Below are 22,106 nucleotides of genomic sequence, written 5' to 3' on the forward strand. Positions count from 1 at the left end.
TTTGTTGATTCTTATAATTTTATTTCAGAGATTCTGCTCCTTTTTCTTTGGTTCTAATCCTATAAGCTTCCTCTATAGAGGAAACAAAGATCTTCCCGTCACCTACTTTTCCTGTATAGGCAGTTTCTAAAAGAGTTTCGATCGTTTTTTCAAGGAATGATTCAGTTACTACGATAGACAGGTACCTCCTCTGAATATCTGCGGTGCTATAACTTACCCCTCGGTAAACATGACCTACTTTTTCATTGCCTATCCCGGTAACATCCCAGTAACTAAAAAAGGTTACACCAATTGCATGAAGAGCTTCCTTGGTTGCATCGAATTCTGATTTTCGAATGATTGCTTCAATTTTTTTCATAATTAATTATTAAGAATTGGTTAAATTTATAAAATCAAATGATGTTACCCTCCAAAATATAGGGGTGTCTTATAACTTTTATCAAATAAAAATTAAACACCCCTAAAAATTTAGGGGTGTTTAATTTAAAATGATAAAATTAAGAATGTGTGATTCTAATATCTTGATTAGAACAGTTTCGAAATAAGGATTCCAACCAGAATTGCTAAAATTCCTAAAATAAGGCTTCCGAAGAAGTAAACAGAAAAACTTAGATAATCTCCGCTTTTAATTAAAGAATAATTCTCGAAAGAGAAAGTAGAGAAAGTAGTAAAACCACCACAGAAACCTACACCTAACAATATATTAGCAGGTGAGGTTAGTGAATTGGTTTTTAGAGCCCATCCTAGAATCATACCCAGTAATAGGCTTCCAATTATATTAACTAGAAAAGTTCCATAAGGAAGCAGATGATCTGAGTTAAGATATTTACTAATAATAAACCTAAGGCTACTACCCAGGCCACCACCAATAAATACCAATATCAGATTTTTAATCATTTAATTTTCTGTATCTGTCACCGTCTTAAGTGGGATGTAAATATTGGTGATCCATTTTGCAGGATTAGCATTATCCTTAGGGCCGGTAATATAAACTTCAAATGGTTGGGCCTCACTATCTGCTGCTAATCCATTTTCCTCGATATAAGAATATGAAGAATCCCACGCTTCTTTTAAATTGTCGTGATCACCTTTCAAGGTAGTCTTCAAAGTTCGCTGATTTGGCATATAACCATTAAGAACTGTACTCTCAGCTGGAGTTATAACTTCGCTGGGTGTGAATATTGCAGCAGAATAAATTGCTGTACCGGCATCTTCATTCCATTGATTATATAAGATGAAAGGATTCCCAACCTTTTCAATGTTATTTTCGGTCGTATAATTCTGGACTTCGCTGATCATCTTGCTCATTCTCTCTGAAACCTGGCTAATTTTACTGGCGGTAGTAACATACATGTAGTATCCACCTCCGTGTTGTGTTACCCCATCAATATTTACGGAATACGTTTCCATCTTTTCTTTGATTACCCTCTGAAGATTATCAAGACCTTTAACGAACATAGGTTGCATCATATCATTAAGGCTTTCCTCCTGAAATACGAAAGCTGCTTTTTCCATGAAACTTTGCTCACCTTTCATTCCCCAGGTTACCATCGTACTGTCTCCCTGCTTAATAAACTCCCAGTAAATTTCGCTGGTGGATTCTCCAAAAGGTGTTTTGAAAGTAATCTTCTGGTCTATGCTAGTATGTGGGTTAGATTTAAGCGTTTCAATCTCACCTTCACCCATTTCTTCACTGCTCCACGAATAAGAAGCTCCTTCACCGCTTGTTTTTTCACCATAATTAATGATCATGTCATCGGCTTCCTGAGACCATGGTTCCCAATTCTTCCATGTAGTAAAATCATTTACCTCATTAAACACTACTTCTTGTGGTGCAAGGATCATTTCTTTTTGTTCCACCTGGAACTTACCATCTTTAGTCGCTATATAAATAGATGCGCCAATAATAAAAATGAGTAGAAGAAATAAAAGGTATTTAAAGATTTTCATGTTTGGTTTCGATTAGGTAGTGCTAATATAATTAAATTAGGAAACTGGACGTAAGTTAATTCCTATGAAACTAATGATTGAGCCTGGTTTTTAAAAAGAAAAGTATTAGGATAAAAACTATAAATCCTATCAAAACATAGATACTCCCTTTATAATATTTTTTGTGCAGGCGAATATCTTTTCTGTAGCTAAAGATCATAACGATAATAAATGCGATTAGAAAAAGACCTGCAAAGATCAGCTGTCCGGTAGAAAACATTTTAGTTATTTTTATGCAAAGTTAACTTTTTAAAGCTTTAAATAATATGAAGAAAAGAATTGCCGCTGTAAAAGAATTCCATTCAGCTTTCGGGCTGGGTATCAAAGAGCAACCGGTTGCCAACCTTGGAAAGGCGAAGAATTTACTCCGATTCAATTTAATGAAAGAGGAAAATGAAGAATATCTGGAAGCTGCAGATAGTAATGATCTTACTGAAGTGGCCGATGCCCTTGGTGATATGCTTTATATTCTTTGTGGAACCATCATTGAGCATGGAATGCAACATAAGATCGAAGAGGTTTTTGATGAAATTCAGTCCAGTAATATGAGCAAACTTGGAGCAGATGGTAAGCCAATCTTCAGAGAAGATGGAAAGGTTTTAAAAGGGCCAAATTATTTTAAGCCGGATATAGAGAAGGTACTAGGTGAATAGATCTTAATTAATTAAAAAAAGACACATGAAATTTATTATCGCTTTGATTCTATTAAGTTTGAATATTTCCTGCAGGGATCAAAATAAAGATCCTGTAGCATCAGAAGAAAAAATGGAGCAGAAACCTCTAATTGAAATAGAAAGACCAGAAAAATCTGATGCTATTGAGGTTACAGCCCCTCTATTTGATGAGGAAGTTACATCTCCGCTCGAAATAAAAGGCAGAGCCAGGGGAAATTGGTTTTTTGAAGCAGATTCACCAGTTGAGATCCAGGATAGGGATTCTAATAAGATAGCAGAAAGCTATATAAAAGCTGAAGGTGAATGGATGACAACAGAATTCGTAGAATTCAGTGGTACAATAGAATTCGATATGGCAGATGGTGAGAGAGGATTTCTAGTATTAAAAAAAGCGAACCCATCTGATCTAAAGGAAAATGATAGCGAATTCCGTATTCCTATTATATTTTCTACAAAATAAGAAATCCCGGTCTGGCCGGGATTTAAAAACTTGATAATATCTTTTATTTTACTTCGTATCTCCACCCAAATTTATCTTCGGCTTCATTATACTGTATCTTCATCAATTTATCTTTAAAGAATTTAGCATAAGAATCTTCGAGTTTAGGTAAGTCAAATTTTTTGTCCTTATGTCCAAATCCAACGATAGGATTTATAACGGTTGCAGTTCCAGAACCAAACATTTCTTTTAATTCTCCGTTTTCTGCAGCTTCGATAATTTCCTTTACGCTTACTCTTCTAACTTCAGTTTCAATATTAAATTCTTCGGCCAGGGTTAAAACACTCTTTCTGGTAACTCCGTCTAGGATCCTGTCATTTGTAGGTGCGGTAACCAGTTTATCACCAATTCTAAAGAAAATATTCATGGTTCCTGCTTCCTCAAGGTAATCGTGTGTATTCGCATCTGTCCAGATGATCTGCTGGAAACCTTCTTCCTTAGCAAGATTTGTTGGGTAGAATTGAGCACCATAATTACCGGCAGCTTTTGCGAATCCTACACCGCCATCTGCAGCACGACTGAATTTTTCTGAAAACTTTACTCTAACCTCTCCGCTGTAGTATGCCTGCGCCGGAGAGCAAATGATCATGAACTTATATTCCTTTGCTGCTGAAGCGGAAACTCCCGCTTCTGTAGCTATTACAAAAGGTCTTATATATAAACTGTTACCAAAACCTTTCTTGATCCAGTCTTTATCCAGTTTAAGTAATTCTTCAAGAGCATTAAAAAAATACTCTTTTGGAAATTCAGGTATTGCCAGACGTACGCTAGACTTGTTTATTCTTTCAAAATTTTGATCAGGTCTAAATAACCAAACCTTATCTTCGGCATCCTTAAATGCTTTCATCCCTTCAAATACAGCCTGGCCATAATGAAAGACTCTGGCAGAAGGTTCTAGAGAAAGAGGACCATATGGTTTAATAACAGGTGTCTGCCATTCTCCATCTTTAAAATCACACTCCATCATATGATCTGTAAAAACCTGCCCGAATACAAGATTGTCAAAATTAGTATTGCTTATTTTAGAATTGGGAGATCTTTGTATGTCTATCATTGAAGTGAGATTTTTCATAAAATTAAGATTAGCTACAAATTTACCTAATTAATAGCAGAATCAAAATCTAAAGTTTTGGTAAATTTGAAGCTTAAAGGCTTATACAATCTATAACTATGAAAAACTTCCTAATTATTTTTGCTTTTGTTTTCAGCATTGTTTCATGTAAACAGAATAAAACAGATAAAAACCCAGACCTGGCTCAGTTGGAAGAAACTCAAGAACAATATAAGAGTTTTGGTAAAGAGATGACGACCGAAAATAGTTTGACCGCTGAGGAGATGAAAGAAAAATTTGCTTCGCTGAAGGTTGGAGATACTATTGCAGCAAAATTTACTACCAGTGTAAACAGCGTTTGCAAGATGAAAGGTTGCTGGATGACTCTTGATCTGCCAGAAACAGACGAGGACCCAATGGTAAAGTTTAAAGATTATGGATTCTTTGTTCCTAAAGATATTGAAGGGAATAAAGTGATCGTTGAAGGTCTTGCCTTTATTGAGGAAACAACTGTAGAAGACCAGAAGCATTATGCCAAAGATGCAGGCAAAACTGAAGAAGAGATCGAAGCTATATCTCAGCCTAGTAAAAGTTATGGATTTTTAGCTGATGGTGTTCTTCTAAAACAATAAATTGGAAAGAAAGATCATAAAGACCAACGATGGTTCGGTGACCATCCACCTGCCAGAATGGAATGAGCAATATCATTCCAAGCATGGGGCAGTTCAGGAGGCACGTCATGTTTTTCTGAAAATGGGACTTCATTTTTATTTAGAAAATTTTCAGACTGAAGAAATTTCTATTTTAGAAATAGGTTTTGGAACGGGTCTAAATGCTTTTCTCACCTTTCTTGAATCTGAAAGATTATCAAAAAAAATCAGGTATACCGGAGTAGAAGCTTACCCAGTATCTTCAGAAGAGGTTTTGCAATTAAATTATCCGGAAGCTTCGCAGGCCACAAACAAGGAAGCGATTTTTCAAAAGATCCATACGGTACCATGGGAAACTATTTCTCAGATTTCAGAATTTTTCAGTCTTGAAAAACAGCAAAAGAAGTTTGATGAAATAGAAGATATAACCACCTTTGATATAATCTATTTTGATGCTTTTGGTGCCAGGGTTCAACCAGAACTCTGGACAGAAGATATATTCTCTATTATGTACAGGGCGCTTAAAATTAATGGAGTATTAGTTACTTACGCAGCAAAAGGTAGTGTGAGGAGAGCAATGATTGCAACAGGTTTTCAGGTTGAAAAACTTCCCGGCCCACCGGGCAAGCGAGAAATGTTAAGGGCTGTTAAAAAACAGGCTCAAACCAGTTAAACCTCTAATAAAATACAGCGCACCCGTAATGTCTTATGTATCTTAACAGGAAAAAATATGCGGGTATTAATCACAGGTGCAACGGGACTTATCGGCTCCAAACTGAGTCAGTTATGTCGTGATAAGGGAATCAAGGTTAATTATCTTACAACCAGTAAATCCAAGATCAAAAAGGAAGATGATTACCAGGGATTTTACTGGGACCCTAAAACTCAGGAAATTGAAAAAGGCTGTATTGAAGGAGTGAAAATCATCATTCACCTTGCCGGGGCCAGTATCGCAGAACCCTGGTCTGAATCCTACAAACGTAAAATAATTAAAAGTCGAACCGAGACTGCAGCTCTCCTTTACAAAACTTTAGAGGCTAACATGAATCAGGTTGAAAATTTCATTTCGGCCAGCGCCATTGGAGTTTACCCTAGTTCTCTGGAGAAGTTATACTTCGAAGATAATAATGAGAAAGCAGATAATTTTGTTGGTGAGGTTGTTAGAAAATGGGAGGCATCTGCAGATAAATTTGAAGGCCTTGGTCTTGATGTTGCTAAAATTAGGGTCGGTTTGGTTCTGGCAGAAAATGGCGGAATGCTTGAAAAGATCAAAAAACCTATTTCTCTGAACATGGGAGCTGCCTTAGGGAGCGGAAAACAATGGCAATCCTGGATACATATTAATGATCTCGCCGGAATTTTCCTTTATGCCATTGAAAATGAACTAACCGGGGTTTTTAATGCCGTAGCTCCAAATCCTGTTACTAATAAAGAATTAACTAACGAACTGGCAAAAAAAATGGGTAAAACCGTTTGGCTTCCAAATGTTCCGAAATTTGCACTTAAAGCTCTGTTGGGAGAAATGTCACAAATAGTACTTTCAAGTCAGCTTGTGAGTAGTAAAAAAATAGAAGAGGTCGGCTATAATTTTGAATATACTAATTTAGCCCGTGCCCTCGGAGATCTAACTTAAAGACATAAAAAAAGACTGCCAATTGGCAGTCTTTTTTCTTTGATTCAAATTATAAACTAAGCTTTTTTAGCTTTCAGGTTTATCTTTAAAGCAATATCATCATTGATGAATTTGTCACCAAGACCATCAAATACAGATTTAGAACCGTAGTTCACATTCCATTTTGTACGATCAATTGTAAATTCTTCACTAGTTATCTGCAGGCTCTCACCGTCTTTAGAAATACTTACTGGAAAAGCGATATTCTTAGTTTCTTCTTTTATAGTAAGATTTCCCTGTAGCATTGCCTGACCTTCTTCTTCAGTAATACCAGTTACTTCGAAAGTAGCTTTTGGAAATTCAGTAACATTAAAAAAGTCACCTTCTTTACCTTCTACTGTTCCTTTTAAGTGAGCTTCAAGGTTTTGTTTTTGATCCCCTTCAAGATCTGTAACTTCAATAGATTGCATATCGATCACGAAAGTTCCGCTTTCAATAATGCTATCGTTCGCTTTAAAAGATCCGTTGGCAACTTTGATCACACCAGTGTGAGTTCCTGTTGGTTTTTCACCTTGCCATTCAATTATAGATTCAGCTGTATCTACCGTGAATTCCATAGTTTCAGCCTGAGCCATAGCTGCCTCTTTTTCTTCAGATACTTCAGCTTCGTTATTGTTGTTCTTACATCCGGTTACTGCAAGTCCCAGACCTGCAATTACAAATGCATTTAGAAAAATTCTTTTCATTAGATTAATGATTTTAAAAGTTTCGGCAAAAGTAACAGGATTTCTGTTCGTCAATTCATAAACTTTTACTAAAAATAATCTTGTGACATTTTGACATTTTAAATGAATTGGCAGTGAATTTGACCAGAAGTGCGTGTAAGTAAATTTAAAAGAAATGAGTCGAAAAGAAGATAAAGCTAAAGACGATAATAAAGATATTAAAGACCAGGTAGAAGAGGTTATGGATAATGCCATCGATGAAGTAGATGAAAAAGGTGAAAATGCAGATGAGCAAGTAGATACGAAAGCACAGGAGCTTACTGAAGAGGAACTTATAAAGGAAGATCTTCAGAAAGAAAAAGATAAGTTTCTGAGACTTTTTGCTGAGTTTGAAAATTATAAGAGACGTACTTCTAAAGAACGACTGGAGTTGTTTAAAACTGCCAATCAGGAAGTAATGACAGCCATGCTGCCTATTCTGGATGATTTTGACAGAGCAATGAATGAGTTGAATAAATCTGGTGATGAAAATCTACTTAAAGGGATTGCATTAATCCATAATAAATTCAAGGAAACTCTTAAGGCTAAAGGTTTAGAGAGAATGGAAGTGGAGCAGGGAAGTGATTTTGATTCAGAGATACATGAAGCAATTACTCAGGTGCCCGCACCTTCAGATGATCTTAAAGGCAAGATAGTTGATGTGGTGGAACCTGGATATAAGCTAGGTGAAAGAATCATTAGATATCCTAAAGTAGTTACCGGAAAATAAGAATCGCTTTTACAAAATTTGTAAAAACCCAACATGAAAGAAGATTATTACGAAATATTAGGCGTAAGTAAGGACGCTTCAGCAGCAGAGATAAAGAAGGCTTATAGAAAAATGGCCTTAAAGCATCACCCAGATAAAAATCCAGGTGATTCTAAGTCTGAGGATTTGTTTAAGAAATCTGCTGAAGCTTATGAAGTTTTAGGAAATCAGGAAAAAAGAGCCAAATATGATCGTTTTGGTCACCAGGCCTTTGATGGCGGTGGCTTCGGCGGCGGAGGTGGTATGAATATGGATGACATATTCAGCCAGTTCGGTGATATCTTTGGTGGTGGCGGCTTTGGCGGCGGCGGATTCTCCGGTTTTGGAGGCTTTGGTGGCGGTCAGCGACGTGCCAAGGGTAGTAATTTAAGAATACGAGTAAGTCTTAATCTTGAAGAGATCGCCAATGGTTGCGAGAAAAAGATAAAGGTTAAACGTAAGCTACAGGCTTCAGGGACTACTTACAAGACTTGTAGTACATGTAATGGTACGGGACAGGTAACCAGAGTTACTAATACCATTCTTGGTAGGATGCAAACAGCATCTCCATGTACAACCTGTGGTGGTAGTGGCCAGATGATAGATCAAAAACCTGAAGGATCAGATGCTCAAGGTCTGGTAATGAAAGAGGAGACTGTTTCGATTAAAATACCTGCAGGTGTTGAAGATGGTATGCAGTTAAAGGTTTCTGGAAAAGGTAATGATGCTCCAGGCAATGGAATTCCCGGAGATCTTCTTGTAGCTATAGAGGAAAAAGAACATCCAAGCCTGCAAAGAGAAGGTGATAATTTACATTATGACCTATATATAAGTTATTCTGAAGCCGCACTGGGAGCTTCCAGAGAAATAGACACTGTAACTGGCAAGGTTCGTATCAAGATCGAAGAAGGTGTGCAGTCTGGTAAAATTTTAAGACTTAGAGGTAAGGGGATAAGCAGTATCAATGGATACGGTAAAGGAGACCTTTTAGTCCATGTGAATGTATGGACTCCTAAAACGCTGTCTCGAGAGCAAAAAGAGTTTTTTGAAAGGATGGCCGAGGATGAAAATTTCCAGCCAAATCCCGAAAAAAGCGATAAGTCATTCTTTGAAAAAGTTAAAGATATGTTTTCTTAGAAACCCAATTTTAAGAAAAAATTTATATATTTGAGAATCACTAAGTCTTTTAGTGATAATTTTTCTTTTTCATAGCAATTTTTTTCCCATCCTTAATTTAATTAAGGGTGGGTTTTGTTTTTTAGGATATTTTGTAAATAATAAAATCTTCTTAATCGACTTTAACTCTCTTCGTATTTCTATATCTTTAACACTTCTCAAATGACTATATGGAAAATCTTTTGGTTGCGGAGAATATCTACAAGCGCTTCGGAAATTTTACTGCACTCAACAATGTCTCAATAAATATTCCCAAAGAAAGTATTTTTGGACTTCTAGGCCCCAATGGAGCCGGGAAGACCACACTTCTTCGTATAATTAATCAAATTACCATGCCAGATGAGGGTACGGTTTATCTTGATGGTAAACCGCTGCACCCAAATGATATTGCTCATATTGGATATCTGCCTGAAGAAAGAGGCTTATATAAGTCCATGAAAGTTGGTGAGCAGGCTTTATACCTGGCCAGGCTTAAGGGATTAACTAAGGCGGAAGCTAAAGAACGATTAAGTTACTGGTTCAAAAGATTGGATATAGAGGAATGGTGGGATAAAAAGATCCAGGAACTTTCTAAAGGTATGGCTCAAAAGGTACAATTTGTCATTACCGTTTTACACCGGCCTAAACTTTTAATATTTGATGAACCTTTTAGCGGATTTGATCCGGTAAATGCCAATCTAATCAAAGATGAAATCCTTCAGTTAAGAGATGAAGGTGCAACCATATTATTTTCGACGCACAGAATGGAAAGTGTAGAGGAATTATGTGATTATATTGCTCTTATTCATAAGTCGAATAAATTGCTGGATGGAAAAGTTTCTGAGATCAAAAAGGAATATAAGTCCAATACCTATGAAGTAGGAATAAATGCTGCAGATGAATTGGCCCTATTGAATGAATTGGAAGATAAGTTTCAAACCGGACCCGCCAGGTTCAAAAGCATTCAGGAAGACCTTAAGCTAACGATAAAATTGAGGGAAAATGAAGACTCGAACGACCTGATACAATTTCTGCTGTCCAGGGCTAGGATCAACCATTTTGTAGAGGTGATCCCTTCAGTAAACGATATTTTTATAAAAACAGTCACTCAAAATGCGTAACCTCCGGCTAATAATAAACAGAGAATACCTGGCAAGGGTTAGAAACAAGACTTTTATAGTCATGACCTTTTTGAGCCCGCTTATTTTCGTTGGGATGATCCTTTTGATTGCTTATTTGAGCATGCTCAACAGTACGGAGCAAAAGATCATAGGTATACATGACGAAAGCGGAATGTTCGCCGCAGAATTTAAAGATGGGGAGCAGGTTCAATATCTGGATTATTCAGATAAATCATTAGTATCTGCCAGGCAGGAAGTATTAGAGAATGAGTATTTCGGTCTTATTCATATATCAGAAATAAATTCTCAATTTGGAAAACCAGATGTGGAGTTCTTTGGAAAGGATACGCCAGGCTTTGGAACTATAGAAAACATTGAAAAAACCATTTCAGATAAATTAACCCGGGAGCAGCTTATAGCTAAAGGTATTGATGTCTCAGAAATTGATAAAGCGAGAGCAGATGTGAGTGTCGCCATTCAGAATTTCGCCGGGGAACAGAGTTCAAAAATGTCTAATTATATCAAGATGTTTTTTGGGGGTGCAGCCGGTTATCTTCTTATGATGTTTATTATTATTTATGGTAATATGGTGATGCGAAGTGTAATCGAAGAAAAAACAAACAGGATCATTGAGATTATCGTTTCTTCAGTTAAACCTTTTCAATTATTATTAGGTAAGGTGCTTGGAACTTCACTGGCTGGTATTACCCAGTTTACTGTATGGGTGATCCTGGGAACAGTACTTCTAATTGGGGTCTCTTCATTTTTAGGTATAGATCCTACGAATGTTCAAACACCGGCTTCGTCTGCTATTAACGGTGCCGCACAACCCGAAATTAATCAACTGGTAATTGATATTCTTAAATTACCTTATGGAAGTTTACTTGGGTTCTTTTTAATTTACTTTATAGGCGGATATTTTCTTTATAGCGCCATTTACGCGGCAATTGGTGCTGCCGTAGATAGTGAAACAGATACCCAGCAATTTATGTTTCCTATTATCTTACCCTTGATTTTAGGAATTTATGTAGGATTCTTTTCGGTAGTCGAAAATCCACATGGTACTGTATCGACTATATTCTCAATTATTCCCCTTACTTCGCCAATTGTAATGTTAATGCGTATTCCGTTTGGAGTGCCATGGTGGGAGATCGCTATTTCAATAAGCGTATTAATAGCTACTAATTTTGGAGTATTATGGTTATCGGCAAAGATCTATAGAGTCGGAATTTTGATGTATGGTAAGAAACCAACTTATAAAGAACTGTATAAATGGCTTAAATATTAGGAATGCAGGACGATCAATCAACTAAAGAGAAAGTTACAGAGGTAATTGAGCAGGACATTTGGGGGCTAATTCAAGATATTTGGAATGCTGGATTTAGTTACAACATAGGTAGTGAAGAAATAAAAATAACAGTTGGTCTCATTGTTATCATTGTACTGGCCTTTTTAGTAACAAGTGTAGTACTTAGGATCGTTAGATCTTTTATCACTTCAAAACTGATGGAAGAAGACAAAATGAAATTCATTAGTGTCTTTAAATTCATCAAATACTTCGTCTATGTGGTAGTGATCCTTATCACCTTAAGTTCTACCGGCGTAGATGTTACTATTTTATTAACCGCTTCTGCGGCACTATTCGTAGGTCTTGGATTAGCATTACAGGAACTCTTCCAGGATGTAATTGGTGGCATATTTATTATTCTTGATAAATCACTACTAGTGGGTGACGTTATAGAAATGGATGGTCGGGTAGCTAGAGTATTTGAAATAAAATTAAGAACAACTCGTGCGTTGACCAGGGATGATAAAGTAATGATTATTCCTAATCATAAATTCATAAGCGATACCGTTTTTAATTATACTCAGAATCATAAAACTACGCGAGAAGTGGTTAAGGTTGGAGTTTCTTATGGGAGCGATGTAGAAAGAGTAAGGGAGGTGCTGTTAGAATGCGCAAGGGAACAGAAAGGAATTCTTAAAAAACCTGAACCATTTGTATTATTTGAAGATTTTGGTGATTCGGCATTGCTTTTTGGTCTTCATTTTTATGTGTCAGACAGTTTTGTGGATCCTAAGGTGAAAAGTGAACTAAGGTTTAAGATCAATAATAAATTCAGGTTGAACAATATTACTATTCCTTTCCCACAAAGAGATGTACATATGTTCTATCCTAATAATGCTCAGAATTCAGACGATTTTGAAAATGAAGATAATGCGTAATCTTATAATCCTTGGCCTGTTAACATTTATTGGGTGGAGTACCGCTGCCCAGTCTACAGACCTGGCCAGGTTAGAGTACACATATTTTCCTCAGAAAAATTCAGATAATTCATTTAGAAGATTAAGGGCTTTCGCAGCGCTTCCCGTAAGGTTGAAAAAAGAAGGGTCTTACCTGGTTCCAAGTTTAGAATACAGGAATGTTCATTTTAAATATGAAGATCCCGAAGCTTTTGATACTAGTGATCTCGATAGATTCCAATCGTTCACAGCTACGCTGGGTTATACTTTTAAGTTCGGAAACGACTGGAGGTTTGCTACCAATGGTGGCGTGAAGATCGCATCGAATTTTTCTGAAGGCTATATAGATAATGATGATCTTATATATACAGGATCTGTAATTTTTATAAAATCGAAGGAGGATGAGGTTAATGATGATGCCTGGCGACTAATCCTTGGATTGCAATATTCCACTACCACTGGATTTCCTTTTCCTTTACCTATTATAAATTATTACAAAAGATGGGATGAAAAATGGTCTTATGCTGTAGGAACACCGAAATCTAATTTAAAATATTACCTTAACGATAAACATGAATTTCAGCTCTTTGTAACTCTGGATGGTTTTTTTGCCAATGTTCAGAATAATTTTGATGCCACTCCGTCTAATACCAGGAATGATAATATCGTAGATAATATCTCAATGACAATAGTATTAAGTGGTATAGGCTACGAGTATAGTATTACAGATCACTTAAAATTCTATGTGTACGGTGGGCACACGATTAGAAATGATATCAGGCTAAGAGACAGAAATCAGGATGATGTTTATAAAATAAATGAAACCAATACGTTTTACGGTAGAAGCGGATTAAAATTTACAATATTCTAATGGCAAAAATATTATTGATAGAAGACGAGGCCTCCATAAGGAGAGTGCTAAATAAAATACTTTCAGAAGAAAGTAAGGATTATGAAGTAACCGAAGCCGAAGATGGTCTCGCCGGAATGGAACTGGTGAAAAACGAAGATTTTGACCTCATCCTTTGTGATATCAAAATGCCGAAAATGGACGGTGTTGAGGTATTGGAGGCGGTTAAGAAGATAAAACCGGAAATCCCCGTGGTAATGATCTCAGGTCATGGTGATCTTGATACAGCCGTGAACACTATGAAAATTGGCGCCTTTGATTATATCTCAAAACCACCAGATCTAAACAGGCTACTTAATACAGTTAGAAACGCTTTAGATCGTAAAGAGTTAGTGGTAGAAAATACCAGGCTGAAGAAGAAAGTAGGTAAGAATTACGAGATGATCGGTGAATCTGAAGCTATCCATACTATCAAGGATATGATAGAAAAAGTAGCTCATACAGATGCCCGTGTGTTAATTACTGGCCCAAACGGTACGGGAAAGGAGTTAGTAGCCCACTGGTTACATCAAAAGAGTGACAGGTCTAAAGGGCCAATGATTGAAGTAAACTGTGCTGCAATCCCTTCAGAATTGATTGAGAGTGAATTATTTGGTCATGTAAAGGGCGCCTTTACTTCAGCCAACAAAGATAGAGCCGGGAAATTTGAAGCTGCCAATAAGGGTACGATCTTCCTTGACGAAATTGGAGATATGAGTCTTTCTGCACAGGCAAAAGTGCTGCGCGCTCTTCAGGAAAACAAGATATCCAGGGTTGGTAGTGATAAGGATATAAAAGTGGATGTTAGAGTAGTAGCTGCTACCAATAAGAATCTCAAAAAGGAGATTGAAGAAAATAACTTCAGAGAAGACCTTTACCACAGGTTGGCAGTTATTCTTATAGAGGTTCCTGCATTGAAAGATAGGAAAGATGATATTCCGTTACTCGTAGATTATTTCAGTGAAAAGATTGCCAGTGAACAGGGTACAAATAAAAAGGAGTTCACCCAGGACGCAATAAACGTACTTAAAGAAAGCGAATGGAGAGGTAATGTTCGTGAACTACGAAATGTAGTGGAACGCCTTTTCATACTTGGAGGTAAAGAAATCACTGAAGATGATGTAAAACTCTTCGGAAGCAGATTTTAAGGCCTGTAATTTCTAGGGTTTTTAGGATCATACTTTAAAAAATACATAGTGTCACCACTAGGATGATCCCATTCGTGGAAAAGTTCAAAACCAACCCGTTGGTAAACGACAGCATTCGTTCTACCGCGGGTTTCTGCATATAGTTCCAGCCCGGTGTCATGTGCAGTTCTAAAGAAAACATCTTTCATTTCTTTTCCTACCTGCGTATCTGCACCGCGATATTCCTTAAGAATTCCCCAGAACCAGCAGTATAAGTATTCACCTTCCTGTGGGCGTTGATTCTTAATATATTTCTGAGTTTTCAAGATGTCAAGAGCATTCTTGATCCCGGTAACATTTGCTACGAGTTTAAGCTGAGCCCAGAGATCCTTCCAGATATTATCGTCTTTCTTACTGGTTTTGAATAAAATGGCAATTCCCTGGCCATTTTCAGAGACGATAAGCGCATCTTTTTCAATAGCCTTGTCCACCATATGATTAGCAAGATATCTAAACCTGGCGTCGCGATTCCCTCCTTTTTTTACAATATCCATAGAAGACGGAATCTCCTTTAGAAGCGTTGTTACCTTATCGACGATATCTTTTTTCTCTAGTTTGTCCAAGCTGATTGTATTTATCGCGAAGATAAAAAAAATTAACTTTTATAAAGATTGTATATTTAGTGTTAGAAAATCAAATCATGAAGCAAATAGATCTCTCACAATTTAAAGTCACTTCCAGAATTGAACTCTCCAAAGCTAAAACCAGAATAGACCTTGAGGCATCTGAAGATGAGATCAAGGATAAGATGAAGGAGGTAAGAAAGGACCTTGGTGACTGGCAGGATACATTGTATGCCTTCGGGAAATATGCAGTTTTGATCTGTCTTCAGGGTATGGATACGGCAGGGAAAGACAGTCTTATTCGGGAAGTTTTTAAAGACTTTAATAGTAGGGGAGTAGTTGTGCACAGTTTCAAGGTTCCCTCTGAAAAGGAATTGAAACATGACTTTTTATGGAGACACTATATAGCCTTGCCAGAGCGGGGTAAATTTGGAGTATTTAATCGAACTCATTATGAAAATGTTCTGGTTACCCGGGTTCATCCTGAATATTTGTTAAATGAAAATCTACCGGGAATAGATAAGGTAGAGGATGTAGATGAAAATTTCTGGAAACAGCGATTTGAGAATATACGAGAATTTGAAGATCATATTGCCGATAACGGAATGATCATTTTTAAATTCTTTCTTCATCTTTCAAAAGAAGAACAGCGACAACGATTATTACGACGGCTTGATAAACCAAGTAAGAACTGGAAGTTCTCGCCAGGTGATCTAAAGGAGAGAAAACTTTGGGGTGAATATCAAAAATGCTACCAGGAAGCCATCAATAAAACTTCTACCAACAAAGCTCCATGGTATATAATCCCGGCAGACGATAAAGATACAGCCAGGCATTTGGTGGCTACTATATTATTTGAAGAGTTGACTAAATATAAGGAAGTGAAAGAGCCTGAATTAGATCCTGCCATCAAAAAGAATATTGCCGAATATAGAGAGCAACTAAAGCAGGAGAAGAATTAAAAATCTAATTCGCATAACTAAAAAAAAACCTGTTATTTAGCAGCAAAAAGAAATTTTAATGAGATCATTTTTTATAGCCATTATTCTGCTTTTTTCTGGAATATCTATTTCTGCACAAACCAATTCAATTGACGATTCTCTAAATATTAGAAAGATCTATGACATGTCTTTACTAAATGGTAAAAGCTATGCCTGGTTAGATCATTTATCAAATGAAATTGGTGGTCGACTTTCAGGATCCCATGGAGCTGAACAGGCCGTGGAATATACAAAGGCAGAATTGGAAAATCTAGGACTGGATAAGGTTTGGTTGCAACCGGTCATGGTTCCTAAATGGACTCGTGGAGAAAGAGAATTTGCTTATGTACAAACTGCTCCAGGAGAAACAAGAAATTTAAACATCACGGCTTTAGGTGGATCTATCGCGACATCTGCCGGAGGTACAAAAGCCAAAGTGATCGAGGTTCAGGGGATTGAACAGCTAAAGGAATATGGACGTGAGAATATTGAAGGAAAGATCGTTTTTTATAACAGGCCAATGCGTGCGGATCATATCCAGACTTTTGAAGCTTATGGTGGCTGCGTTGATCAGAGATATTCTGGTGCCGAAGAAGCAGCAAAATACGGTGCAGTAGGCGTGATCGTGAGGTCAATGAATTTAAGAATGGACGATTTACCTCACACTGGTGCGATGAGCTATGGAGATTTACCAAATGATCAAAGAATTCCAGCAGCAGCAGTATCAACTAACGATGCTCAATATCTAAGTGGAATGTTGAAGATTCAAAATGACCTGGATCTATATTTTAAAATGAGTTGTGAAATACACGAGGATGTTCAGTCTTATAATGTGATTGGAGAGATCACTGGTTCAAAATACCCTAATGAGATCATGATCGTAGGAGGTCATCTCGATTCCTGGGATCTAGGAGATGGGTCTCATGATGACGGAGCAGGTGTGGTTCAGTCTATGGAAGTATTAAGATTATTAAAGGAAACGGGGTATGAACCTAAAAGAAGTATTAGAGTAGTACTTTTTATGAATGAGGAAAATGGACTAAGAGGAGGTAACAAATATGCTGAAGTTGCTAAGTTAAAATCTGAAGACCATGTATTTGCTTTAGAAAGTGATGCCGGTGGATTTACACCAAGAGGTTTTGGCATAACAGCAAATGATACTCAATTTAAAAAGATCCTGTCCTGGAAAAGGCTTTTTAAGCCTTACCTGATCCATTATTTTGAAAGAGGCGGTGGTGGAGCAGATATTAATCCTTTAAAAGGTGGAAACATGGTTCTTGCCGGTTTAAGACCAGATTCTCAGCGATACTTTGATTATCATCATGCGGCTAATGATACGTTTGACAAGGTGAATAAAAGGGAACTTGAATTAGGTGCTGCCACGATGACTTCCCTGATATATCTGGTAGATAAGTACGGTCTGGATAATATCAATAATGAAACGGTAGAGATGCCCGACTAGACTATTTCATCTCTTAAAGAATTTATAGTTTATCGCTTTCAAAGAAATCTAAAGAGGCTACCTTTGCAGACTTAAAATTTAGTTTTGCAATTTTCGGCATATACCAAAGAATTCGGAAAAAATCTTAATATCGCATATCCTGTAATGCTTGGCCAGTTGGGTCATGTCATGGTAGGATTGGTAGATAATTTAATGATTGGGCAGTTAGGAGCTGCTCCTCTTGCCGCAGTTTCTCTGGGTAATGCTTTGGTGTTTATCGCCATGTCTATGGGAATAGGTTTCTCATTCGCTATCACTCCATTAATTGCTGAAGCCGATGGTGCCGATGATCTTGAGGGCGGGAGAAGTTACTTTCATCATGGGCTTATTCTAAGCACTATTAATGGATTGTTGCTGTTCATTTTGTTATTAATTGCGAAACCGCTTCTGTATTATTTGGATCAGCCGGCTGAGGTGGTTGAACTAGCTGTTCCCTATCTTAATATTGTTGCTCTTTCTATGTTACCCTTAATGGCATTTCAGGCATTTAAGCAATTCGCAGATGGGCTGTCTCAAACTCGCTACGCCATGTATGCAACCTTACTGGCAAATATTGTAAATGTAGTATTCAATTATTTACTCATCTACGGGATATGGGTTTTTCCAAGACTGGAACTTGAAGGAGCCGCCTGGGGAACTTTGATCTCCAGATTCTTTATGCTATGGTTCATTTGGGAGATCTTAAGAAGGAAATCCAAATTTGTGGAATATTTCAAATGGTCTAAAAAGGAAATGCTGAAATGGTCAATTTTTAAGCGAATCCTATCACTTGGTTTTCCAACTGCTTTACAAATGCTTTTTGAAGTGGCCATTTTTACGGCAACCGTATTTTTAGCCGGAAATCTAGGGACGAATCCGCAGGCAGCGAATCAAATAGCCTTAAACCTCGCCTCCATGACCTTTATGATCGCGGTTGGTCTTGGTGTTACTGCAACCATTAGAGTAGGAAATCAGGTGGGATTAAGAGCCTATAGAGAGTTAAGAAGAATAAGTTTTTCGATCTTTTTACTGGTCTTTCTTATAATGGCTGTTTTTGCTCTATTGTTTATTTTGCTAAAAGATATTTTGCCAGCGTTTTATATAGACAATTTTGAGGTAGTAAGCCTGGCCGCGCAGCTATTGATCATTGCAGCGATATTTCAACTAAGTGACGGAATGCAGGTAGTGATACTTGGCGCATTAAGAGGTTTACAGGATGTTAAGATCCCTACGGTGATCTGTTTCATTGCTTACTGGATCATTGGTTTCCCGGTAAGTTACTATTTTGGACAGGCAGAAAGATTGGGAAGTATGGGTATATGGCTTGGTTTACTGGCAGGCTTGACATCCTCTGCAATATTACTATATTTCCGTTTTAATTATTTGACCAGAAAACTAATTCGAACCAAAGAAACATTAATAGCATAATAACATATATATGGAACTTCCAAAGTTTATACTAGGCGATAATACAGATTTTCCGGAATCTATTTTCGTGATTCATACAGAATTCCCTCGTTTTATTATTGACCTGAAAGATGATGAGGTAGAGTGGCTCGAAGATTTCGATAAAGAAGACGAGAAAGAATTATCCAGCGAGACTGAAGGTTTGATCATTCAGGCGAGTGAGTTTTACGATCGTGAGGTAAACCGATACGAAGACGACTAAATGGAAAAATTAGCCGAATTAGACAGGGAACTTTTTTTATTTCTGAATAATCTTGGTTCAGAGCCATGGGACTGGTTATGGGTCGCAATAAGCGATAAATGGATGGCCATCCCACTTTATGCATTATTGCTCTATCTGATATTCAGAAAATTTGGATGGAAACCAACTTTGATCACCATGGTAGTGGTGACTTTATTGATCACAGCAACAGATCAGCTTGCAAATTTATTCAAGCACGGTTTTGAAAGACCAAGGCCATGCCGGCAGGAAGGAGTTATGGAATATGCCAGGTTCGTAGCTGAAAGATGTGGTAGATTTGGTTATTTCTCAGCTCATGCTGCCAACTCAACAGGAGTTGCAGTATTCCTGAGCTTGTTATTTAAAAAGCATTATCCCAAACTTTTCGTATTTCTACTAATTTGGGCGGTAGTAGTCTCTTATAGCAGAATATACCTTGGAGTGCATTACCCAGGAGATGTGATCACTGGAATATTTATAGGTGCAATTTTTGGATACCTGTTTCATTTACTTAGAAAGTATCTCACAGAGAAAATCCTGAAGAAAGACCTAGGCCAGGCTCAGTAAATGCTTCGCAGCAGCGAAGGCGGTAGTCTTATTATTTTCGATCAAATCAAGCTGCTCATTTAAAGCAGTTTTGATCTTAGGATCCTCATAAAACCTGCTTTTCAAGTAGTCATTGATAGTTTGATACATCCAGAATTTGTTCTGCTCCAGCCTATTATGTTGAAAATATCCATTTTCGTCTACCTTCTTTTTAAACGTGGAGATCATCTGCCAGATATCAGAAACACCTTCATTATAAAGTGCGCTGCAGAGTTTTACCTCGGGCTTCCACTCACTTTCTTTTGGAGGATATAAATGTAGGGCTCTATTGAATTCAAGTTTTGCCTCCCGGGCAGGTTTTTGATTATCACCATCGGCTTTATTGATCACAATGGCATCTGCCATTTCAACAATTCCACGTTTAATACCCTGTAGTTCATCTCCGGCTCCGGCTAGTTTTAATAATAGAAAAAAATCGGTCATACTATGCACCGTGGTCTCACTTTGGCCCACACCAACAGTTTCGATAAGGATCACATCAAATCCGGCAGCTTCGCAAAGCAGAATGCTCTCCCTGGTCTTTCTTGCAACACCACCCAAAGAGTCTCCGCTAGGTGAAGGCCTGATAAATGCATTTTGCCTGGTAACCAGGTTTTCCATTCTGGTCTTGTCTCCCAGTATACTTCCGTGAGAAACAGAACTACTAGGGTCTACGGCAAGTACAGCCACCTTTTTACCCTTGTCTATAAGGTAGGATCCAAAACTTTCTATAAAAGTACTTTTTCCAACGCCCGGCACTCCTGTTATCCCTATTCTAATAGACTTATGCGCGTGCGGTAAAGCACCTTCAATTAGAAATTCAGCCTGTTTTTGATGAGATTTTTGATTGCTTTCTACTAATGTGATTCCTCTTCCTAAAGCTGTTTTATTACCCTTTAGCAGGTCTTTCAGTAGATCCTGCTCAGAGGATCTATTCTTTCTGAAATTCCTGATCTTTTTAGCAGATTCCGGATTTACATTACCTGAAGTAGGTTTACTTTCAGACTCGCTCAAGGCCGATTTTTGCTGTTCTTTACTCAAAATAGGGTGGAATATTTATGACAAATTTATGAATTGCTGTTTCAGGCATCATTAAATGCTTGGTATATTGAAACAAACTAAATTACTTAAATTATTTTACGCAATGAAGAATTTATATAAAACTAAAGTAACTACACATGGTGGTCGTAACGGTCGCACACGTAGTGAAGATGGTATAATAGATATGGAACTTAAAATGCCTAAGAGTATGGGCGGTGAAGGTGGAGATTACTCCAATCCTGAGCAACTCTTCGGGGCTGGTTACTCTTCATGTTATGGAAGTGCTTTAGAAGTTGTTGCTAAAAAGCATAAAGTAGACCTTGGAGATTATAGCGTTACTGCGGTAGTTAAGCTTGGGCAAACCGAATCTGGTAACCTTCAACTTTCAGTAACCCTGGATTCATATATTCCAGGAGTAGATGTAGAGACTGGTGAGAAACTGGTAAACGAAGCTCACGAGATCTGTCCTTATTCAAGGGCAACAAGAGACAATATAGACGTTACTTTAAACTTACTTCTAGACGAGTAATTTTATTCAAATTATTGATCTGGAGAGGTGCTAATTTGCGCCTCTTCTTTTTTTATAGGTACTCTAACACTGGTGTTATCCCAGGCGAGTATCATACTTACAAATTCACCTTTTTCCTCAAATAGAATGGTGAATTGTTCCAGGCTTGTATCAATTTCCTCTACTGGTCTTTCCAGTACCAGAGAATCAAACCGGGGATCACGGTAAGCTTCTTCATCCAGGTTTATTCCCCACGGATACATTTTAGAATTGAAAATAACTTTCCAGCTATCTGCCATTGGTATCGTCCACAATGTGTATTTTCCCGCTTTTAATTCACTGCCATCAACGAGTATATCCTTATTGGTTTCAAAAGTTGTTGCTTCGTTGGCTCCCGTTCTCCACACTTCATTATAAGGGACAAGATTCCCGAATATTTCGCGCTCCTTTTTATAGGGACGATTATAAAAAACTTCAAGTTCCAATCCCTTTTTCTGGTAGGTTAAAGTATCTTCAGGACTGTGAGCTTTTGTAGTATATCTTAAGACAAAACCTACCAGCAGACCAATAAAGATTATGGCTCCACCAATTTTCAGTATAAGCTTTGTATTTCGGCTCATGTTTTTTGAATTAGCTTTTCAAATACCCGGCCAGAACGAAATGATCAGCCGATTATTGT

At 37.5% G+C, this 22,106-nt stretch carries 27 protein-coding genes; 18 read left to right on the forward strand and 9 right to left on the reverse strand.

Annotated features, from left to right (window positions below; all coding sequences use genetic code 11):
- Positions 1 to 19: 19 nt before the first annotated feature.
- From G530_RS0115765 to G530_RS0115780, 4 genes are all read right to left on the reverse strand, one after another.
- Positions 20 to 358 carry a P-II family nitrogen regulator gene (locus G530_RS0115765; RefSeq protein ID WP_026935444.1) on the reverse strand — a complete coding sequence of 113 codons (339 nt, stop codon included), beginning with the start codon at positions 356 to 358 and terminating at the stop codon, positions 20 to 22.
- 167 nt (positions 359 to 525) lie between these two features.
- Positions 526 to 894 (reverse strand): fluoride efflux transporter CrcB, encoded by a 369-nt coding sequence (gene crcB / locus G530_RS0115770; protein ID WP_026935445.1) that lies wholly within the window; start codon positions 892 to 894, stop codon positions 526 to 528.
- Positions 895 to 897: 3 nt separating this feature from the next.
- Positions 898 to 1,950: an SRPBCC family protein gene (locus G530_RS0115775; protein ID WP_026935446.1), complete on the reverse strand. Its 1,053-nt coding sequence runs from the start codon at positions 1,948 to 1,950 to the stop codon at positions 898 to 900.
- 70 nt (positions 1,951 to 2,020) lie between these two features.
- Positions 2,021 to 2,209, reverse strand: coding sequence for a hypothetical protein (locus G530_RS0115780; RefSeq protein WP_026935447.1), 189 nt, complete (start codon positions 2,207 to 2,209; stop codon positions 2,021 to 2,023).
- Positions 2,210 to 2,255: 46 nt separating this feature from the next.
- Between G530_RS0115780 and G530_RS0115785 the strand changes: the two genes are divergently transcribed.
- Both G530_RS0115785 and G530_RS0115790 read left to right on the forward strand, forming a co-directional pair.
- Positions 2,256 to 2,642 carry a pyrophosphohydrolase domain-containing protein gene (locus G530_RS0115785; protein WP_026935448.1) on the forward strand — a complete coding sequence of 129 codons (387 nt, stop codon included), beginning with the start codon at positions 2,256 to 2,258 and terminating at the stop codon, positions 2,640 to 2,642.
- A 25-nt stretch (positions 2,643 to 2,667) separates the two neighbouring features.
- Positions 2,668 to 3,123 (forward strand): Gmad2 immunoglobulin-like domain-containing protein, encoded by a 456-nt coding sequence (locus G530_RS0115790; protein ID WP_026935449.1) that lies wholly within the window; start codon positions 2,668 to 2,670, stop codon positions 3,121 to 3,123.
- A 43-nt stretch (positions 3,124 to 3,166) separates the two neighbouring features.
- Here G530_RS0115790 and G530_RS0115795 read toward each other — a convergent pair whose 3' ends face one another.
- Entirely contained in the window at positions 3,167 to 4,234 is a 1,068-nt protein-coding gene (locus tag G530_RS0115795) for a branched-chain amino acid aminotransferase (RefSeq protein WP_026935450.1), read from the reverse strand.
- 98 nt (positions 4,235 to 4,332) lie between these two features.
- On the opposite strand from G530_RS0115795, the gene G530_RS0115800 reads away from it, so the two are divergent.
- Genes G530_RS0115800 through G530_RS0115810 form a run of 3 tightly spaced genes read left to right on the forward strand, consistent with a single transcriptional unit; the run spans position 4,333 to position 6,496 of the window.
- The gene (locus G530_RS0115800) at positions 4,333 to 4,845 is read left to right on the forward strand and encodes a DUF4920 domain-containing protein (RefSeq protein ID WP_026935451.1); all 513 of its coding nucleotides are present in this window, start codon (positions 4,333 to 4,335) and stop codon (positions 4,843 to 4,845) included.
- 1 nt (position 4,846) lies between these two features.
- The gene (mnmC2, locus tag G530_RS0115805; RefSeq protein WP_026935452.1) at positions 4,847 to 5,536 is read left to right on the forward strand and encodes a tRNA (5-methylaminomethyl-2-thiouridine)(34)-methyltransferase MnmC2; all 690 of its coding nucleotides are present in this window, start codon (positions 4,847 to 4,849) and stop codon (positions 5,534 to 5,536) included.
- Between the two features lie 57 nt (positions 5,537 to 5,593).
- A complete protein-coding gene (locus tag G530_RS0115810; protein ID WP_026935453.1) occupies positions 5,594 to 6,496 on the forward strand; it encodes a TIGR01777 family oxidoreductase in 903 nt (300 codons plus the stop codon).
- 56 nt (positions 6,497 to 6,552) lie between these two features.
- Here G530_RS0115810 and G530_RS0115815 read toward each other — a convergent pair whose 3' ends face one another.
- Positions 6,553 to 7,221 carry a YceI family protein gene (locus G530_RS0115815; RefSeq protein ID WP_026935454.1) on the reverse strand — a complete coding sequence of 223 codons (669 nt, stop codon included), beginning with the start codon at positions 7,219 to 7,221 and terminating at the stop codon, positions 6,553 to 6,555.
- Between the two features lie 154 nt (positions 7,222 to 7,375).
- Between G530_RS0115815 and G530_RS0115820 the strand changes: the two genes are divergently transcribed.
- The 7 genes from G530_RS0115820 (at position 7,376) to G530_RS0115850 (ending at position 14,544) form a co-directional block, all read left to right on the forward strand.
- A complete protein-coding gene (locus tag G530_RS0115820; protein WP_026935455.1) occupies positions 7,376 to 7,969 on the forward strand; it encodes a nucleotide exchange factor GrpE in 594 nt (197 codons plus the stop codon).
- Between the two features lie 33 nt (positions 7,970 to 8,002).
- Complete coding sequence (gene dnaJ / locus G530_RS0115825; RefSeq protein ID WP_026935456.1) at positions 8,003 to 9,124, forward strand: molecular chaperone DnaJ; 1,122 nt, start codon at positions 8,003 to 8,005, stop codon at positions 9,122 to 9,124.
- A gap of 209 nt (positions 9,125 to 9,333) precedes the next feature.
- The gene (locus G530_RS0115830) at positions 9,334 to 10,263 is read left to right on the forward strand and encodes an ABC transporter ATP-binding protein (RefSeq protein WP_026935457.1); all 930 of its coding nucleotides are present in this window, start codon (positions 9,334 to 9,336) and stop codon (positions 10,261 to 10,263) included.
- Positions 10,256 to 11,551 carry an ABC transporter permease gene (locus G530_RS0115835; protein WP_026935458.1) on the forward strand — a complete coding sequence of 432 codons (1,296 nt, stop codon included), beginning with the start codon at positions 10,256 to 10,258 and terminating at the stop codon, positions 11,549 to 11,551. The genes G530_RS0115830 and G530_RS0115835 overlap by 8 nt, the downstream gene beginning before the upstream one ends.
- Before the next feature lie 2 nt (positions 11,552 to 11,553).
- Positions 11,554 to 12,489 (forward strand): mechanosensitive ion channel family protein, encoded by a 936-nt coding sequence (locus tag G530_RS17135; RefSeq protein WP_035716635.1) that lies wholly within the window; start codon positions 11,554 to 11,556, stop codon positions 12,487 to 12,489.
- Positions 12,482 to 13,378: a DUF6268 family outer membrane beta-barrel protein gene (locus G530_RS0115845; protein ID WP_026935459.1), complete on the forward strand. Its 897-nt coding sequence runs from the start codon at positions 12,482 to 12,484 to the stop codon at positions 13,376 to 13,378. The genes G530_RS17135 and G530_RS0115845 overlap by 8 nt, the downstream gene beginning before the upstream one ends.
- Complete coding sequence (locus tag G530_RS0115850) at positions 13,378 to 14,544, forward strand: sigma-54-dependent transcriptional regulator (protein ID WP_026935460.1); 1,167 nt, start codon at positions 13,378 to 13,380, stop codon at positions 14,542 to 14,544. Before G530_RS0115845 ends, G530_RS0115850 begins: the two co-directional genes overlap by 1 nt.
- Here G530_RS0115850 and G530_RS0115855 read toward each other — a convergent pair.
- A complete protein-coding gene (locus G530_RS0115855; protein WP_026935461.1) occupies positions 14,541 to 15,146 on the reverse strand; it encodes a hypothetical protein in 606 nt (201 codons plus the stop codon). The two genes, G530_RS0115850 and G530_RS0115855, sit on opposite strands and share 4 nt — an antisense overlap.
- Positions 15,147 to 15,223: 77 nt before the next feature.
- On the opposite strand from G530_RS0115855, the gene G530_RS0115860 reads away from it, so the two are divergent.
- The 5 genes from G530_RS0115860 to G530_RS0115880 all read left to right on the forward strand — a co-directional run bounded on the left by G530_RS0115860 (position 15,224) and on the right by G530_RS0115880 (position 19,860).
- Positions 15,224 to 16,108, forward strand: a complete 885-nt coding sequence (locus G530_RS0115860; RefSeq protein ID WP_026935462.1) for a PPK2 family polyphosphate kinase — start codon at positions 15,224 to 15,226, stop codon at positions 16,106 to 16,108.
- A gap of 58 nt (positions 16,109 to 16,166) precedes the next feature.
- Positions 16,167 to 17,588 carry a M20/M25/M40 family metallo-hydrolase gene (locus G530_RS0115865; RefSeq protein ID WP_035716636.1) on the forward strand — a complete coding sequence of 474 codons (1,422 nt, stop codon included), beginning with the start codon at positions 16,167 to 16,169 and terminating at the stop codon, positions 17,586 to 17,588.
- An 84-nt stretch (positions 17,589 to 17,672) separates the two neighbouring features.
- A complete protein-coding gene (locus tag G530_RS0115870; protein ID WP_026935464.1) occupies positions 17,673 to 19,034 on the forward strand; it encodes an MATE family efflux transporter in 1,362 nt (453 codons plus the stop codon).
- 10 nt (positions 19,035 to 19,044) lie between these two features.
- Positions 19,045 to 19,275 carry a hypothetical protein gene (locus G530_RS0115875; protein ID WP_026935465.1) on the forward strand — a complete coding sequence of 77 codons (231 nt, stop codon included), beginning with the start codon at positions 19,045 to 19,047 and terminating at the stop codon, positions 19,273 to 19,275.
- Positions 19,276 to 19,860: a phosphatase PAP2 family protein gene (locus G530_RS0115880; protein WP_026935466.1), complete on the forward strand. Its 585-nt coding sequence runs from the start codon at positions 19,276 to 19,278 to the stop codon at positions 19,858 to 19,860. It abuts the gene before it with no gap.
- Here the strand turns inward: G530_RS0115880 and meaB are convergent.
- Positions 19,843 to 20,919 (reverse strand): methylmalonyl Co-A mutase-associated GTPase MeaB, encoded by a 1,077-nt coding sequence (meaB, locus tag G530_RS0115885; RefSeq protein ID WP_026935467.1) that lies wholly within the window; start codon positions 20,917 to 20,919, stop codon positions 19,843 to 19,845. The two genes, G530_RS0115880 and meaB, sit on opposite strands and share 18 nt — an antisense overlap.
- A 103-nt stretch (positions 20,920 to 21,022) precedes the next feature.
- Here meaB and G530_RS0115890 point away from each other — a divergent pair, with 103 nt between their 5' ends.
- Positions 21,023 to 21,448, forward strand: coding sequence for an organic hydroperoxide resistance protein (locus G530_RS0115890; protein ID WP_026935468.1), 426 nt, complete (start codon positions 21,023 to 21,025; stop codon positions 21,446 to 21,448).
- 11 nt (positions 21,449 to 21,459) lie between these two features.
- Here G530_RS0115890 and G530_RS0115895 read toward each other — a convergent pair whose 3' ends face one another.
- On the reverse strand, positions 21,460 to 22,047 hold the full coding sequence (locus G530_RS0115895; protein ID WP_026935469.1) for a DUF2911 domain-containing protein: 588 nt from the start codon (positions 22,045 to 22,047) through the stop codon (positions 21,460 to 21,462).
- Between the last annotated feature and the right edge of the window lie 59 nt (positions 22,048 to 22,106).

The sequence above is a fragment of the Christiangramia echinicola DSM 19838 genome (genome assembly GCF_000423065.1).
GTDB classification, from domain to species: domain Bacteria; phylum Bacteroidota; class Bacteroidia; order Flavobacteriales; family Flavobacteriaceae; genus Christiangramia; species Christiangramia echinicola.